Below are 15555 nucleotides of genomic sequence, written 5' to 3'. Positions count from 1 at the left end.
CTGGCCGCGAGCATAGCGATTTTTCTTATAACTCCCTATATCGATGTGATCTATGTTTATTCCATTTGCACGACGCAGCTACTGAACAGGCAGGAAATTGAGAAACAGCAGACTCTGCGCATAATTCAAGCCGATTCGCCGATAGCGCTCGTCCAGCATCTGGGTCAGCAGGTCGAGGCGCGCGACGATCTTCCCGAACTCCACGGCAAAGCTCAGGTTGCTGCCCTCCTCCGAGATTTCATTGGAGAACAGCATCGGCGTGCCGTCCTTGTTCTGCCGCTGGCCCAACAGCCACGTGGCTTTCTCGATGTTGCGCGCCGCGTTGCTGACGAAGCGCGGATCGATGGTGTCGGTCATGTAGAACTCGAGACGGTTGCCGTGAGCCGTCACCAGCATGCTGCCAATGGCATAGATGAACGCTCCGACCCGGTCACCGAGAAACTCGGGACTCATCGCATAGCTCAGCGCTGCCAGGTCCTTCCTGTTGCCCAGGGCCGGCAACGGTTGCTGCTGTTCAATCGCCTCGCGCACTTGCTTGACGGCGATACGGGCATCGAGAAAGCCGGATTTGCGCAGTTCTTCCGGGTTGCGCAGGTAGAGCTTGTGCATCAGCAGGTAAAGGCTCTGCAGGTTGTCATGCATCGACAGCGTGGCCATGCGGTCGACGCTGGTCTGCAAGAACTCCTGGGGCCTGGCATTGCTGAACTGGGTAACCATGTCCTGGCCTTGCTGATGGCTGCATCCGCCGCTGAGCATCAGCAACAGGCTCGCCAGCAGCAAGCCGCAGCGACGTGGCAAGACCCTCACGGAATGTAAGACAGCGGCCATCGAATCTCGGTCTGGGCATGGGGAAGCGGTGGGGAATCGCCGTTTCCTGGCCATGCATAGAGCGGCAAAAACCGTAAAAGTGCGGTAACGGCCGTGAGAGTACACGTTTGGCCAAGGCTCGCCTCGCTCAATTAGTCTTACTTTTTAATTGATAAATCTCGATTTATAGCTATAAATCCCTTCTGCACCCTCAAATAGAAAGACTACTGAACAGAAAAACCTTCATCGCTGTCCGACAGGTAACGGACTCGACCACGTTAAAAACAACAACAAAACAACAGGAAAGGAAGGTCACACCATGCTTGAATCCAGACATCTGCTCACGGCCCTCGGAGTCTCTCTGATGATTGCCACCTCTGCCCAGGCCGCCGGCCTGACCAATGAACGCGTTGCCTTCGGCAAGACCAACGACGGCACGCCGGTTGAAAAATACGTACTGCGCAACAGCCACGGCGTCGAGGCGACCGTCATCACTTACGGCGGGATCCTCCAGTCACTGATCGTGCCGGACAAAAACGGCATGACTGCCGACATCGTGCTCGGCTTCGACGATGTGCAGGGTTACCAGAAGAACGGCAACGTGTATTTCGGCGCGACCATCGGCCGCTTCGGCAACCGTCTGGCCGGCGGTGCGTTCGAGCTGGATGGCAAGCGTTACCAGGTGCCGCAGAACGACAAGGACAACTCCTTGCACGGTGGGCCGCAAGGCTTCGACAAGCGTGTCTGGAAGGCCGAGCCGAGCAACGGCAAGGACTCGGTAGGCGTGACCCTGACGTATCTGTCGGCGGACGGTGAAATGGGCTTTCCCGGCAACCTGAAGACCGATGTCACCTACAGCCTCAACGACCAGAACGAATTGCGCATCGACTACAAGGCCAGCACCGACAAGCCGACCGTGCTGAACCTGACCAACCACAGCTATTTCAACCTGGCCGGCGCTGGTAATGGCGACATCCTCAAGCAAGTCGCGACGCTGCACGCGTCCCGCTACACGCCAGTGACCGCCAAGCTGATCCCCACCGGCGAGCTGGCGCCAGTAGCCGGCACCCCGATGGATTTCACCAAGCCCACGCCCATTGGCACGCATATCAAGGCTGATCATCCGCAGCTGAAATTTGCCGAACCGAAACAAGGCGGCTTCGATTTCAACTGGGTACTCGACGCCAAGGGCGACGTGAACAAACTCGCCGCCGAGGTCCAGGATCCACAGTCCGGACGGCGCCTGCAGCTCTACACCAGCGAGCCGGGCGTGCAGTTCTACACCAGCAACTTCCTCGACGGCACGATCAAGGGCAAGCAAGGCAAGGTCTACCCGCACTGGAGCGCGTTTACCCTGGAAACCCAGCATTATCCCGATTCGCCAAACCAGCCGTCCTTCCCTACCACGCGACTTGATCCGGGCCAGACCTACACCCAGACCATGGTGCTGAAGTTCTCGGCCGAGTAATCCTGCCACCAACCGATCGTTCCCGCCTTTTGCGCGGGAACGATCAAGGTTGGAACGCCTGGTCTATCCTGCTGCCACACGCTGTATCGACCAGCACGACAGGAGATGTGCATGAGAACTGTGGAATTGGCCGGCGTATCCGTACCGGTAATCGGCCAGGGCACCTGGCGGATGGGTGAGGAACCGTCCCATCACAAGAAAGAAGTAGCTGCCCTGCGCCTGGGCATCGAACTGGGCATGAGCCTGATCGACACGGCCGAAATGTATGCCGAGGGCGGCGCCGAGCAGGTCGTTGGCGAAGCGATCACCGGGCTACGCGACCAGGTGTTCCTGGTGAGCAAGGTCTACCCGCACAATGCCAGCCGCAAAGGCATTCCGTTGGCCTGCGAGCGCAGCTTGCGGCGCCTCGACACCGATTATATCGACCTCTATTTGCTGCACTGGCGCGGCCAGTACCCACTGGAAGAAACCGTCGAAGCGTTTGAGCGCCTGCGCGAAGAAGGCAAGATCGGCCGCTGGGGCGTGTCGAACTTTGACGTCGACGATCTGGAGGCGCTGGCCTCGCCGGTCTGCGCTACCAATCAAGTGTTGTACAACCTGCAAGAACGCGGCATCGAATTCGACCTGCTGCCCTGGAGCCAGCAACAGCGTATGCCGATCATGGCCTATTGTCCGGTCGGCCAGGGCGGGCATTTGCTCAAGGACCACACCCTGCAACAGATCGCCGAACGCCACCGCGCGACGCCGGCACAGATCGCCCTCGCCTGGCTGCTGCGCCAGGACAACGTCATCGCCATCCCCAAGGCTGTGCAAGCTGAACACGTGCGCCTGAACGCCGAAGCGGCGAATCTGCAGCTTGAGCCTCAGGATCTGGCGGCATTGGACCTGGTGTTCCCGCAGCCACAGGGCAAGCAGCGGTTGGCGATGGTTTAGTCCTCAGCGGCGCGCTCTTATGGCGAGGGAGCTTGCTCCCGCTCGGTTGCGCAGCAACCGCTAGAAACTCAGGGCCGCTACGCAGCCCAGCGGGAGCAAGCTCCCTCGCCACAAGGGCACCCTGCGGCCAACAATGCCGATCAGAACAACCCCATCTGCCCACCGATCAACGTTGAAAAATCATCATCCACAAACGGCAGGATCGCATCCGCCACCGGCTGCAGCTGCTTCGTCACGTAGTGGTCATAGTCAATCGGCGCGCTACGGGTTTCCAGCGGCTCGGGGCCGGCGACGGTGATGACGTAGCTGATCCAGCCGCCATTCTGGTATTGCCGTGGCCGGCCCTGGCGCTCGTTGAACTCGTCGGCCAGCCGCGCGGCCCGCACATGTGGCGGCACGTTGCGCTCGTAGTCGTCCAGCGGACGACGCAAGCGCTTGCGGTAGACCAGGCGTTCGTCGAACGCGCCGGCCAGGGTCTGCTGGACATAATCGCGAACGTAATCCTGATAGGGCTGGCGATGGAAGATCCGTCCATACAGTTCCTGCTGGAACTGCCGGGCCAGGGGCGACCAGTCGGTGCGCACGGTCTCCAGGCCCTTGTAGATGATCTCGTCGCTGCCGTCGGCACGGGTCACCAAACCGGCGTAGCGCTTCTTGCTGCCCTCCTCCGCGCCGCGGATGGTCGGCATCAGGAAACGCTTGAAGTGGGTTTCGAATTGCAGCTCCAGCGCGCTTTCCAGCTCGAACTCTTCACGTACGTGATCACGCCACCATTGGTTGACGTGAGCGACCAGCTCCCGGCCGATCGTCGCGGCTTCTTCCTGGCCGTGGGGGCGGCGTAACCAGACGAAGGTCGAATCGGTATCGCCATAGATAACCACATGGCCCCGCGCTTCGATCAGTTGCCGGGTACGCTGCATGATCTGGTGGCCACGCAAGGTGATGGACGACGCCAGGCGCGAATCGAAGAAACGACAGCCACTGGAGCCAAGCACGCCGTAGAACGCGTTCATGATGATTTTCAGTGCCTGGGACAGCGGCGCGTTGTGTTCGCGCTTGGCGGTTTCCCGGCCGTCGGCAACCCGCGCCACGATGGCCGGCAGGCAGTGCCGGGTGCGCGAGAACCGCGCCCCGCGAAAACCTGGCACCGACTCGGTGTCGTCCGGGTGGCGCAGGCCTTCGATCAAGCCCACCGGGTCGATGAGAAAGGTGCGGATGATCGATGGATACAGACTCTTGTAGTCCAGCACCAACACCGATTCGTAGAGCCCCGGCTGGGAATCCATCACAAACCCGCCAGGGCTGGCCTCCGGCGGACGCTGGCCGAGGTTCGGCGCGACGAAACCCTGGCGATGCATCAGCGGCATGTACAGATGCGTGAACGCCGCCACCGAGCCGCCGCTGCGATCCGCCGGCAGGCCGGTGACGCTGGCCCGTTCCAGCAAGAACTTGAGCAGCTCGGTCTTGGCGAAGATGCGCGTGACCAACTCGCAATCCTTGAGGTTGTAGCGAGCCAGGGCCGGTTTATCCTCGGCGAACATGCGGTTGATTTCGTCCATGCGCTGGTACGGGTTGTCGATGGACTTGCCCTCGCCCAACAGGGTCTGGGCGACGTTTTCCAGGCTGAACGAAGGAAAACTCCAGGTCGCCGAGCGCAAGGACTCGATCCCATCGATGATCAACCGGCCAGCCGCCGAGGCAAAAAAATGGTTGTTGCGCGCGCCGTGCTCGCGCCATTGCATTTCTTCCCCGCCACGGCCAAGACGCAGCGGCACGGCCAGGCGGCGGGCGTGTTCATGCAACACGCGCAGATCGAACTGCACCAGGTTCCAGCCGATGATCGCGTCGGGATCGAAGCGGGCGAACCACTCGTTGAGTTTCTTCAACAGCGCCGCGCGGGACTCGCAGTATTCCAGCTGGAAATCCACCTCACGATCATCGCCATTGGGCGGCCCGAGCATATAGACCTGGCGCTCGCCGCAGCCCTCCAGGGCAATCGAATACAAATCGCCCTGGGCGGTGGTTTCGATGTCCAGGGATACCAGCCGCAGCGGTGGCCGGTAGTCGGGCGCGGGTTTCATCTGGGCATCCAGGAGCAAGCCATCGGCTGAGGGCGTGCCGCCGAACCAGACCGGCGCGGTGATGAAGCGCTCCATCAGGTAGCGTTCCGGCGGCCGGACGTCGGCCTCGAATACATCCACGCCAGCCCGCCGCAATGTCGTGTCCAGCCGCATCAGTTGCGCATGTTGCCGGCAATACAGGCCGAGCACCGGGCGGTGCTCGAAATCCAGCAGGTCCAGGGGCCGCAACTCGACATCCTTCTCGTCCTGCAACAGCGCCTCGACCTGGCCACGCTGGACCTGCGGCACGAACGCCACCGACGTCTGCACCGGCAGGCGCACGCGCCGGGGACCGGCATCCGTCGCCAGCCAGAACTCGACTTCGGTGCCCGCCGGGGTATCGCGCCAATGCCGGGTCAGGACGAAGCCCTGCTGTAAATCCACCGCTGAAACCTCGAATTTTGCGTGTTACGCATTCTACCTGACCTGGGGACTTCACCTGCCCTTGGATCTGCTGTCGTGGCGAGCCACGACAGCGCGCCACAATAAAATCAGTGGTTTTTCACCATCCATGACGGTTTTGGACGGCTGACTGCCGCTTTACCGCTTGCTCTGCGCCGTTGGGTCTACGATTCTTGAACCACCCGCACAAACAACACCCGAGGCTTCCCCATGAAAACCGTCGCGCAGTTGCTCCGGATAAAAGACGAGAAAAACCAGCAAGTGCACACCATTTCCCCGGACGACATGGTCTTGCAGGCCCTGATGCGCATGGCCGAGAAAAACGTCGGTGCCTTGCTGGTGGTCAAGAACGATGAAGTGCTGGGCATCATCAGCGAGCGCGACTATGCGCGCAAAATGGTCCTGCACGGGCGCTCTTCGGTGGGCACGAAAGTCAGCGACATCATGGTTTCGCCCGTGATCACGATCGATCCACACCAGAACGTCGAGACCTGCCTGAGCATCATGACCGAGAAACACCTGCGACATTTGCCCGTGGTGGAAAACGGCAAGCTGGTCGGCCTGTTGTCCATCGGTGACCTGGTCAAGGAAGCCATTGCCGAGCAGGCGGACCTGATCAGACAACTGGAGCAATACATTCGCGGCGAATGATTGGCTCGGGCGGGTTGCTCATTCTCGACTCACTTCTATATTGAAGGAGTTGCCCCCGCCGAGCATCCTCATGGCCGTTACCGACCGACTGATCATTTGTGAACATTGCGATGCAGTGTACGAGCCGGTTGCGCTCGCCCCGCATCAAAAAGCCTCGTGCGTGCAATGCCATGCAGTGATCCAGCGCTACAACGGCCTGACCATCGAACAGCGCCTGGCCCTGACCATCACGGCAGCGGTGCTGTGGGCCTTCGCCAATGTCTATCCGGTGATGAGCATCCGCCTCCAGGGTCTGAGCAACAGCGCGACCCTGTGGGATTCGGTCGTGGCCCTGAGCCAGGGACCCATCACCTTCATCGCCCTGGTGGCCGCGGTCGCGATCATCATCGCTCCGGCGTTCCAGTTGGCGCTGCTGCTCTGGGTGCTGGGCTACGCCCATTCCAACCGACGCGCCCCGGCCTTCAACCTGTGCATGCGCAGCCTGGAAACCCTGCGCCCGTGGAGCATGCTGGAGGTGTGCTTGCTGGGAGCCCTGGTGGCTGTCATCAAGCTTGCCGGGTTGCTGGATGTGCTTCCCGGTATCGGTCTGTTCGCCCTGGCGGCCTTGAGTCTGTTGATGATCCGCATTGCCGGTCGCGATGTGCGCGACCTGTGGAACACCCTGTGAACGCCGCAACGCCGGGCAATCCGCCCCGCGCCAACAATCTGAACCTGTGCCTGTGCCACAGCTGCGGCCTGGCTTGCGACATGACCGACGAACCCGACACCTGCCCACGCTGCGATGCCGCCCTGCACCGGCGCAAACCCGATACCCTGACTCGCACCTGGGCCTACATGCTGGCGGCACTGGTGTTCTACATCCCGGCCAACCTGCTCCCGGTCATGAACACGCAGATGCTCGGCGACGGTGCGGACAGCACCATCATCAGCGGTGTTCTCGAGTTCTGGCAGAGTGGTGCCTGGGACATCGCGCTGATCATCTTCATCGCCAGCATCGCGGTGCCTGGCATCAAGTTCGTCGTGTTGACGTTGCTGCTGGTGACCGTGCAACGGCGCAGTACCTGGGCCCAGGTGCAGCGCGCCAAGCTGTATCGGCTGGTCGAAGTCATCGGCTACTGGTCGATGCTTGACGTGCTGGTCGTGGCCCTTGTGGCGGCACTGGTCAAGTTCCAGGCCTTGAGCGACATCGAACCGCGACCGGGGATCCTGTTCTTCGGCCTCGTGGTGCTCTTTACCATGCTGTCGGCCATGAGTTTCGACCCGCGGCTGATCTGGGACACCCAACCATCCGAGGAGGTCATGGATGAAGTCACAAGCCACTGACGGACAACCCGCACCGGGCCGTGCCCATGTCTCCACCCGCCGCTGGACCGTGTCGCTGGTGTGGATCGTGCCGATCATCGCGGTGCTGGTGGGCGTGTCCCTGGTGGTCAACAACTGGCTGCAGGAAGGCCCGACCATCACCATCACCTTCAAGACAGGCGAAGGCCTGACCGCCAACAAGACCCCGGTCAAATACCGCAATGTGGTCATTGGCCAGGTCACCGACGTGCAACTGAGCGACGATCAGAAAAACGTGACCGCCACGGTCAAGCTCGCCAAGACCGCCGACACCTTCACTCATGAAGATTCGGTGTTCTGGGTGGTCCGGCCGCGGATTGGCGCGGGCGGGATCTCCGGGATCGACACCTTGCTGTCGGGAGACTTCATCGGCGCCGACGCCGGTCATTCGAAAGTGCGCGCCAAGTCCTTCACCGGCCTGGAGGCTCCGCCACCGATCACCTACGGCGAACCGGGCAAGCGCTTCACCCTGCATTCCCAGGACCTCGGTTCGCTGGACATCGGCTCGCCGGTGTATTTGCGCAAGATTCCGGTGGGCCAGGTGGTGTCCTACGCATTGGACGCCGATGGCAAAGGCGTCAATATCGAGGTGTTCATCAACGCGCCAAATGACGCCTACGTCACCGAAAACACCCGGTTCTGGAACGTCAGCGGCGTCGACGTGAACGTCGGCGCCAACGGTTTTGCGGTCAAAACCGAGTCGCTGTCCGCCCTGCTCGTCGGCGGCATTGCATTCCGGGCCCCGGAATACAGCCCCAACGACACGCCCGCGGCCGAAGACAAGGATTTCGAACTGTTCGCCGACCAGCAAAGCGCCCTGGCCCCGCCCAGTGGCAAGGCGCAGTACCTGGCCTTGCGCTTCGACCAGGCCTTGCGCGGATTGCGCGTCGGCGCCCCGGTGGAATTCCTCGGGATCGAGATCGGCCGGGTGGTCTCCATGAACCTGGACTTCGACGAAAAGCAGCGCACGTTCCCGGTCAACGTAGGAATCGTGATCTACCCGCAACTGCTCGGCAAGGCCCACGAGAAACTGCTCAAGTCATTGAACTATGACCCGGAAGACGAAGCCGCCGCCGCGCGCCTGGTCGGCAGCTTCGTCGAACGCGGCCTGCGCGCCCAGGCCCGCAGCGGCAACCTGCTGACCGGGCAGTTGTACATTTCCCTGGATTTCTACCCCAAGGCCGAGAAAGTCGCGTTCGACCTCGCCGCGCGCCCCCTGCGGATCCCGACTATCCCGGGCAGCCTCCAGCAGTTGCAGGAACAATTGCAGACGGTGGTCGAGCGCATCAACAAGCTGCCGCTGGAAAGCATCGCCAGCAACCTGGACGGTAACCTCGTGGAGCTGCGCAAGGGCCTGTCGCAATTCAACAGCAAGACCCTCCCGGGCGTGCAAAGCACCTTGCAGGACGTAAGCAAGACCTTGCAGTCGGCGAACTCGACCCTGGCGGAAGATTCGCCGCAGCGCGAACAATTGACCCAGACGCTGGATGACCTGGGCCGAATGTCGCGTTCGCTGCGCGAGCTGTCCGATTACCTGAGCCGACACCCTGAGTCGCTGCTTCGTGGCCGTCCGAAAGATGCTCCGGCGCAGAACCTTACCTTTCCGGTGAAAGAATGATCACAGGAGCACGCCCGATGCCGCTGATGCTGAAATGTTCGTTGATCGCCCTGGCGCTGCTGCTCGGTGCCTGTCGCAGCGATCCCATTCACTACCACACCCTGAGCCCGGTCCAGCCGGCGGGTCAGGCGCGTGCAGGGGTGGATATCCAGATCGAACAACTCAGCGTCCCGCCGCAAGTGGATCGCACCCAGATGGTGATTCGTCAGGGCGACAGCGGTCTGGCGATCCTGGAAACCGAATGGTGGGGCTCAAGCCTGGCGGATGAACTACGCAGCAGCCTGGACGAGCAATTGAGCAACCCCGGGGCCCCCAGGCGGCTGTTGCGGGTGGAGGTGCAACGCTTCGACTCAATCCCAGGCCGCTATGCGCGCATGGACGTGCAATGGCGCTTGCGTAGCCATGGCAACGAAGCTCAGGCCCTTACCTGCCGCAGCAGCCTGCAGACACCGGCCGGCGGCAGTATTGACGACCTGGTGAAAGGCCATCAGCAGAACGTTCGACAGCTTGCAGAACTTGTCCGCCAGGCCGCCTCGCGCAATGCGTGTCCCTGATTCATTCGGGCCAGTGCAATGAAAGCACTGGCGCGATTCGCGGATGGCGGTCGATGCGCTCCAGCAGGGCGTAGAACTCAGGACGGGCACTGAGCATCGCTTCGCGGGTTTCGACCCACTTGGTAATCACCGCCGCCAGGATATCCAATGCACCGGGCTCGGCACCGCCGAGGAATGGGCTCGCAGGAAACTGGTCGGCAAACAACGCCCAGTTGCGATACAGACGTTGCTTGGTGCCCGCCACCAATCGCTCCCGAGCAGCGTCGTCGGCGTCGGGCAGCCAGCGCTGCGGAAAATCGATGATGCCGATCGGCGTGTAGCAATTGGCGGCGATATACACCAGGCCGCGTATGACCTGCGCACGTTGGGCCGGATCATCCGGCAGCAGTTTCGATTCCGGAAAAGACAGCCCCAGGTGAATCAGGATCGCCGCCGCCTCGGTGAGCACCGAGCCGTCCGGCAATTGCAGGGTCGGGACCTGCTTCTGTGGATTCAGGGCTTCGAGTTCCTTCGCCGCGTCGTTGTCCTCGGTCGAATAGGTATCTACCCGGCGGTAAGGCACGCCGCAAACATCCAAGGCGACCTCCACGGCAGAGGAACCGGATTGGCTGTGGCCGAATAACTGATACATGGACTGGCCTCCTTCAAAAGGGATTCAGGTCGGTAGAGCGCACCGGTGCCCCAGTGTTCCATCAACCTGGCTGACACCAACCCGGCGAGCTATCACCGCCATCGATGTTCACCATCACGTCAATGAAGTTCTCACGATCGGTGCCCGGCGCAACAATGGCCCCACACAAACCAACGCACCCCGGAGCACACCATCATGAAACGCCAAATCATCCTCAGCCTCGCTTTCTCCGTTCTGGCAGCCAACGTATTCGCCGCCACTTCCCAGCCCGTCGTTGCCGAAGGCGGCTCTGACCGACTGATCGAAAACCGTGTTGCCGAAGGCGGTGCCGATCGCCTGCTGGAACGCCGCGTCGCCGAGGGTGGCTCCGACAAGCTGATTGAAAACCGTGTTGCCGAAGGCGGTGCTGACCGTCTGCTGGAACGCCGCGTCGCCGAAGGTGGCTCCGACAAGCTGATCGAAAACCGTGTTGCCGAAGGCGGTGCTGACCGTCTGCTGGAACGCCGCGTTGCCGAAGGTGGCTCCGACAAGCTGATCGAAAACCGTGTTGCCGAAGGCGGTGCCGACCGTCTGCTGGAACGCCGCGTTGCCGAAGGTGGCTCCGATAACCTGGCCAAGAACCGCGCATGAATTGTTACCACCGTGCTGCAAGATCCTTCAAGCCATCACAGTAGAAGCCCGGCCTCATCCGCCGGGCTTTTTCATGGCCGAAGATTCAGCGCCCCGAAGCCCGCGTCATGCACCGCTGATACCGCTCGTCCACGCGCTTGGCAAACCATGCAGTGGTCAGCTTGCGAGTGATTTTCGGACTCTTGAGCACGATGCCCGGCAACACCGCCCGAGGTAGCGGCTTGCCCTCGGCCTTCTCAGCTAGTTCGAACACCCGCTTGTAGAGCTTGCTGTCCTCGAACGCCAGGCTGTCGCCCAGTTCCAGCTGATCGCGGATGGTCGGGTTGCGCATGCCCAATGACTTGCCCAACGTGCGCACCGCCAGCTCCGTGCTGCCGGGCATGATCGAATCAGGCAGGATCAAATCACCGTCCAGGGCCAGCGTAATGCCCGAAGCGCGACTCACCGCATGCTGGAAGGCCGCGTTGCGACTGGCATACCAGCCAGCATTAAAATCGGCGAAACGGTACAGCGGCTCGGTATAACTGACGGGATACCCCAACAAATGCGCGATGCCGAAATACATCCCTCCGCGACGACTGAATACTTCCCGACGAATCGAGCCATCCACCGCGTAGGGATAATCGCGCGCATTGGCTTGGGCAAAGGCGATGCTGACCTGCATCGGCCCGCCCGTATGCACCGGGTTGAAGCCATCGAACAGGGTTTTGCCGAGCGGCACCATGCCGATGAAATCATCAAAAATTGCACTGAGTTCCTTCTCGCTGCGCGCCGCGTTGAGGCGGTCGCTGTAGCTTTTGCCATTGGACGAGCGCACCTGGAGGGCGCCGCTCACCAGAAACCCGGGGATGCGTAGCTTCGCCGCCCGGCGATCGATTTCCTGCCGGGCGATCTTGCCCAGCCCCGGCACGGCGGGATCGGCCTGGAAGGTCGACTCCTGCTCAGTCACCGCCAGCACCGAACAGATGTTCTGGGTCGTTGGCGGGATCTGCTGCGCCGCAAAGGCCACGTAGATGTCCGTGGCCCAACCTTCCCGATCGGCGGTCTTGGCCGGCAATAAGCGCGCGATCTGCGCCTTGACTTCGGCAGGCTGGCGCTCAGGCTCCTGGGCCTGACGGCTGCCGCAGCCGGCCAGGGCCAGCAATGCGGCAAGAGTGATCATCAATCGAGTGAAATGCATGGTGCTCCATCAGTTCCCTTGTTCGGGAGCAACCATACGATCAAAAGCCTGTGGAGGCTACTGATGCACTGATGCAAAGCCAGCACAAACCTGGTGGGAGCGCTGGGTCAGATCCCGCTCAGCGCCAGATCCATCGCGAAGTAAGTGAAGATCAGGTCCGCCCCTGCCCGCTTGATCGCGCCGAGGCTTTCTCGCATGACTCGGGCTTCGTCGATGGCGCCGGCCTGTGCGGCGAACTTGATCATCGCGTACTCGCCGCTGACCTGGTAGGCCGACAATGGCAGGTTCGAGGCCTCGCGGATGTCGCGGATGATGTCGAGATAGGCCCCGGCCGGCTTCACCATCAGCCCATCGGCGCCTTCCTGCTCGTCGAGCAGCGACTCGCGCAAGGCTTCGCGGCGATTCATCGGGTTCATCTGGTAGCTCTTGCGGTCGCCTTTCAACGCGCTGCCGCCGGCCTCGCGGAACGGCCCGTAGAGCGCGGAGGCGAACTTGGTGGAATAGGCCATGATCGCCGTCTGGCTGAAGCCCGCGTCATCGAGCGCCCTGCGAATGGCCTGGACTTGCCCGTCCATGGCCGCCGACGGCGCGATGACATCCGCGCCGGCGCGTGCCGCCGCTACCGCTTGTTTGCCCAGGTTGATCAGGGTTCGGTCGTTATCGACTTCGTGACCGTGCAGCACCCCGCAGTGGCCATGATCGGTGTACTCACAAAAACAGGTATCGGACATCACGATCATTTCCGGCACGGCGTCCTTGCAGATTCCGGCCATGCGCGAAACCAGGCCACGCTCGCTCCACGTGTCGCTGCCGTCGCTGTCCAGATGATGGGACACACCAAAGGTCATCACCGCCTTGATACCGGCACGAGCATACCGCTCGATTTCCCCGGCCAGCTTCGATTCCGGGATACGCACCACGCCGGGCATGCTCTTGATCGGCACGAAATCGTCGATTTCCTCTTCGACGAAAATCGGCAGTACCAGATCATTCAAGGCCAATTCGGTTTCCTGGAACAGGTTGCGCAGGCTTGCATTGCGACGCAGACGGCGTGGACGGGCTGCGGGGAACTGACTGGACATGGGACTCCGGAGGCGAAATGGGACACCAGATAAAGCTTATGCCCTGACCAGGCAGGGCACAAACGCCGACACATGAACAGAGTGTTACCGGACAGGCAATAATCCACTCACAACGTCAGCGAGCCGTTGCTGCACGTCACCCGATTAGCGGGTCATTCCGGAATCTTCAAGCCGCGCGCCACCGCCGGCCGCGCCAGGAAACGTTCCAGCACCCGCGTCACGTTCGGGAAGTTCTGGATACCCACCAGATCACCGGCCTCATAAAAACCAAGCAGGTTGCGCACCCATGGGAACGTGGCGATATCGGCGATGGTGTAGCGCTCGCCCATGATCCAGTCGCGTCCTTCCAGACGTCCATCGAGTACCTTGAGCAGGCGTTTGCTTTCCTCGACGTATCGGTCGCGCGGCCGTTTGTCCTCGTAATCCTTGCCGGCGAACTTGTTGAAGAACCCCAGCTGACCGAACATCGGACCGATGCCGCCCATCTGGAACATCAGCCACTGGATCGTCTCGTAGCGCGCCGCCGATTCCTGCGCGAGCAGCTGGCCGCTCTTGTCGGCCAGATAAATCAGGATTGCTCCCGATTCGAACAACGCCAACGGCCTATCTCCCGGCCCGTGGGGGTCAAGGATCGCCGGGATCTTGTTGTTGGGGTTGAGCGAGAGGAACTCGGGGGACAGTTGGTCATTGTTGCCAAAGTCCACCTTGTGCGCCTCGTAGGGCAGACCGATCTCCTCCAGCATGATCGACACCTTCACGCCGTTGGGGGTCGGCAGGGAATAGAGCTGGAGCCATTCAGGGAACTGGGCGGGCCATTTCTGGGTGATGGGGAAAGGGGTCAGGTCGGGCATGGCATGGGTTCCATGGATCAGTCGGAAAGCCCAAGCATAAATCAGCTGAGCAGGCTTTGGGGCCTTTGAACACAAGCCTTGGCTCTTTAGGGACAGCGCCTCTTTCTTAATTCCGCAACATCCTGTCGCTAACATTCGCTGCGTCCCTTGGCGGGACGCCGCTACAGTGCCCGGCATCAACCAGGATCGCCCCCAGGATCGAACCAAAGAAGCAGCGGGGACTCTGAGAGATGCCCCGAGCAATCGAAGCGGCCATAACGACAGGGAAAACACCCGGAGCCAGAGGCTTTGCGGTGCCTGGGTTTGTCAGCCTGAATCGAGAAGACAAAGACGTATATCGATGATCAACCCACTGAAGTTCGCCCAGTTGAAACGCCGTCCGTGGCTATTGCTACCGACGCTGCTCGTGACCTGTGGGCTGGTGCTGTCGCTGGAATCCAGCGTCAGCAGTGCCCAGCCCGTCGACGGCGTGCAGACGCTGGTGTTCCTGCGCCACGCGGAAAAACCGGTCGGTGGCCTCGGCCAACTCAATTGCCAGGGGCTGAACCGCGCCATCGACCTGGCCACCCTGCTGCCAGAAAGATTCGGCGAAGCCGACTACGTGTTCGCGGCCAATCCGACCCGTAACGTCGAAGAGGGTGAGCTGGACAACTCCTACAGCTACATTCGCCCCTTGATGACGATCAGCCCCAGCGCCATCAAGCTCGGCCTGCCGGTAAACATCGAGTATTCAGCCAACGACACCAGTGACCTGGCTGACGAATTGATGCAGGACAAATACCACAACTCCACGATCTACACGGCCTGGTCCCACGGCTACCTGCCTGAACTGATCAACAAGGTCGCGGGTGAAGCGGTGGGCAAGCGGCAGACCATCACCGACGACTGGGCATCGAGCGATTTCGACTCCCTGTACGTGCTGACCCTGACCTGGCACAACGGCAAGGCCAGCCTCACCAGCCAGAGCTACAAGCAAGGCCTGGATAACGGGCAGAAGACCTGCCCGACGTAATCTGCTGACTTCCCCTGTTGGAGCGAGCTTGCTCGCGATGGCGGCAGCACATCCAACATTCCCGCCAACTGACCCACCGCTTTCGCGAGCAAGCTCGCTCCCACAGGAAATCGGTGGTGGACGCAGAATTTGTGAGCAGCCGCAGATCCATGTGGGAGCGAGCCTGCTCGCGAAGACGGCAGCACATCCAACATCCCCGCCAACTGACCCACCGCTTTCGCGAGCAAGCTCGCTCCCACAGGAAATCGGTGGTGGACGCAGAATCTGTGAGCAGC

15 protein-coding genes are annotated in these 15555 nt (G+C 61.4%); 9 read left to right on the top strand and 6 right to left on the bottom strand.

From position 1 onward, the window contains the following. Nucleotides 1-78 precede the first annotated feature (78 nt). Complete coding sequence (locus J3P94_RS10940) at nucleotides 79-828, bottom strand: hypothetical protein (protein ID WP_434573300.1); 750 nt, start codon at nucleotides 826-828, stop codon at nucleotides 79-81. A gap of 298 nt (nucleotides 829-1126) precedes the next feature. Between J3P94_RS10940 and J3P94_RS10935 the strand changes: the two genes are divergently transcribed. Both J3P94_RS10935 and J3P94_RS10930 read left to right on the top strand, forming a co-directional pair. Then, nucleotides 1127-2275, top strand: a complete 1149-nt coding sequence (locus J3P94_RS10935; protein WP_434573298.1) for an aldose epimerase family protein — start codon at nucleotides 1127-1129, stop codon at nucleotides 2273-2275. A 111-nt stretch (nucleotides 2276-2386) separates the two neighbouring features. Continuing rightward, nucleotides 2387-3208, top strand: a complete 822-nt coding sequence (locus J3P94_RS10930) for an aldo/keto reductase (protein WP_434573296.1) — start codon at nucleotides 2387-2389, stop codon at nucleotides 3206-3208. Nucleotides 3209-3348: 140 nt separating this feature from the next. On the opposite strand, the gene J3P94_RS10925 is transcribed toward J3P94_RS10930, so the two are convergent. Beyond that, nucleotides 3349-5712, bottom strand: coding sequence for a DNA polymerase II (locus J3P94_RS10925; RefSeq protein ID WP_434573294.1), 2364 nt, complete (start codon nucleotides 5710-5712; stop codon nucleotides 3349-3351). Nucleotides 5713-5940: 228 nt separating this feature from the next. Here J3P94_RS10925 and J3P94_RS10920 point away from each other — a divergent pair, with 228 nt between their 5' ends. The 5 genes from J3P94_RS10920 to J3P94_RS10900 all read left to right on the top strand — a co-directional run bounded on the left by J3P94_RS10920 (nucleotide 5941) and on the right by J3P94_RS10900 (nucleotide 9894). Then, nucleotides 5941-6381 carry a CBS domain-containing protein gene (locus J3P94_RS10920; RefSeq protein ID WP_305500192.1) on the top strand — a complete coding sequence of 147 codons (441 nt, stop codon included), beginning with the start codon at nucleotides 5941-5943 and terminating at the stop codon, nucleotides 6379-6381. Nucleotides 6382-6451: 70 nt separating this feature from the next. Beyond that, on the top strand, nucleotides 6452-7048 hold the full coding sequence (locus J3P94_RS10915; protein ID WP_434573292.1) for a paraquat-inducible protein A: 597 nt from the start codon (nucleotides 6452-6454) through the stop codon (nucleotides 7046-7048). Beyond that, nucleotides 7045-7704 carry a paraquat-inducible protein A gene (locus J3P94_RS10910; protein ID WP_434573290.1) on the top strand — a complete coding sequence of 220 codons (660 nt, stop codon included), beginning with the start codon at nucleotides 7045-7047 and terminating at the stop codon, nucleotides 7702-7704. Before J3P94_RS10915 ends, J3P94_RS10910 begins: the two co-directional genes overlap by 4 nt. Beyond that, a complete protein-coding gene (locus J3P94_RS10905; protein WP_305500189.1) occupies nucleotides 7685-9340 on the top strand; it encodes an intermembrane transport protein PqiB in 1656 nt (551 codons plus the stop codon). The genes J3P94_RS10910 and J3P94_RS10905 overlap by 20 nt, the downstream gene beginning before the upstream one ends. A 17-nt stretch (nucleotides 9341-9357) precedes the next feature. Further along, nucleotides 9358-9894, top strand: a complete 537-nt coding sequence (locus J3P94_RS10900; RefSeq protein WP_434573287.1) for a PqiC family protein — start codon at nucleotides 9358-9360, stop codon at nucleotides 9892-9894. 1 nt (nucleotide 9895) lies between these two features. On the opposite strand, the gene J3P94_RS10895 is transcribed toward J3P94_RS10900, so the two are convergent. Next, complete coding sequence (locus J3P94_RS10895) at nucleotides 9896-10525, bottom strand: glutathione S-transferase family protein (RefSeq protein WP_434573285.1); 630 nt, start codon at nucleotides 10523-10525, stop codon at nucleotides 9896-9898. A 195-nt stretch (nucleotides 10526-10720) separates the two neighbouring features. On the opposite strand from J3P94_RS10895, the gene J3P94_RS10890 reads away from it, so the two are divergent. Beyond that, nucleotides 10721-11155, top strand: coding sequence for a phage infection protein (locus J3P94_RS10890; protein WP_434573283.1), 435 nt, complete (start codon nucleotides 10721-10723; stop codon nucleotides 11153-11155). 85 nt (nucleotides 11156-11240) lie between these two features. Here J3P94_RS10890 and J3P94_RS10885 read toward each other — a convergent pair whose 3' ends face one another. The 3 genes from J3P94_RS10885 to J3P94_RS10875 form a co-directional block, all read right to left on the bottom strand. Further along, nucleotides 11241-12335: a DUF1615 domain-containing protein gene (locus J3P94_RS10885; protein WP_434573282.1), complete on the bottom strand. Its 1095-nt coding sequence runs from the start codon at nucleotides 12333-12335 to the stop codon at nucleotides 11241-11243. A 107-nt stretch (nucleotides 12336-12442) separates the two neighbouring features. Beyond that, on the bottom strand, nucleotides 12443-13417 hold the full coding sequence (hemB, locus tag J3P94_RS10880) for a porphobilinogen synthase (RefSeq protein WP_434573280.1): 975 nt from the start codon (nucleotides 13415-13417) through the stop codon (nucleotides 12443-12445). Nucleotides 13418-13569: 152 nt separating this feature from the next. Beyond that, nucleotides 13570-14268 carry a glutathione binding-like protein gene (locus J3P94_RS10875; protein ID WP_434573278.1) on the bottom strand — a complete coding sequence of 233 codons (699 nt, stop codon included), beginning with the start codon at nucleotides 14266-14268 and terminating at the stop codon, nucleotides 13570-13572. Nucleotides 14269-14608: 340 nt separating this feature from the next. Between J3P94_RS10875 and J3P94_RS10870 the strand changes: the two genes are divergently transcribed. Further along, nucleotides 14609-15280: a histidine phosphatase family protein gene (locus J3P94_RS10870; RefSeq protein WP_434573276.1), complete on the top strand. Its 672-nt coding sequence runs from the start codon at nucleotides 14609-14611 to the stop codon at nucleotides 15278-15280. The last annotated feature ends 275 nt before the right edge of the window (nucleotides 15281-15555 follow it).

This window comes from Pseudomonas sp. Z3-8 (assembly GCF_051131975.1).
Taxonomy (GTDB): domain Bacteria; phylum Pseudomonadota; class Gammaproteobacteria; order Pseudomonadales; family Pseudomonadaceae; genus Aquipseudomonas.
The sequence above is the reverse complement of the archived record's forward strand: the minus strand, read 5'-3'. Positions and strand labels throughout refer to the sequence as shown.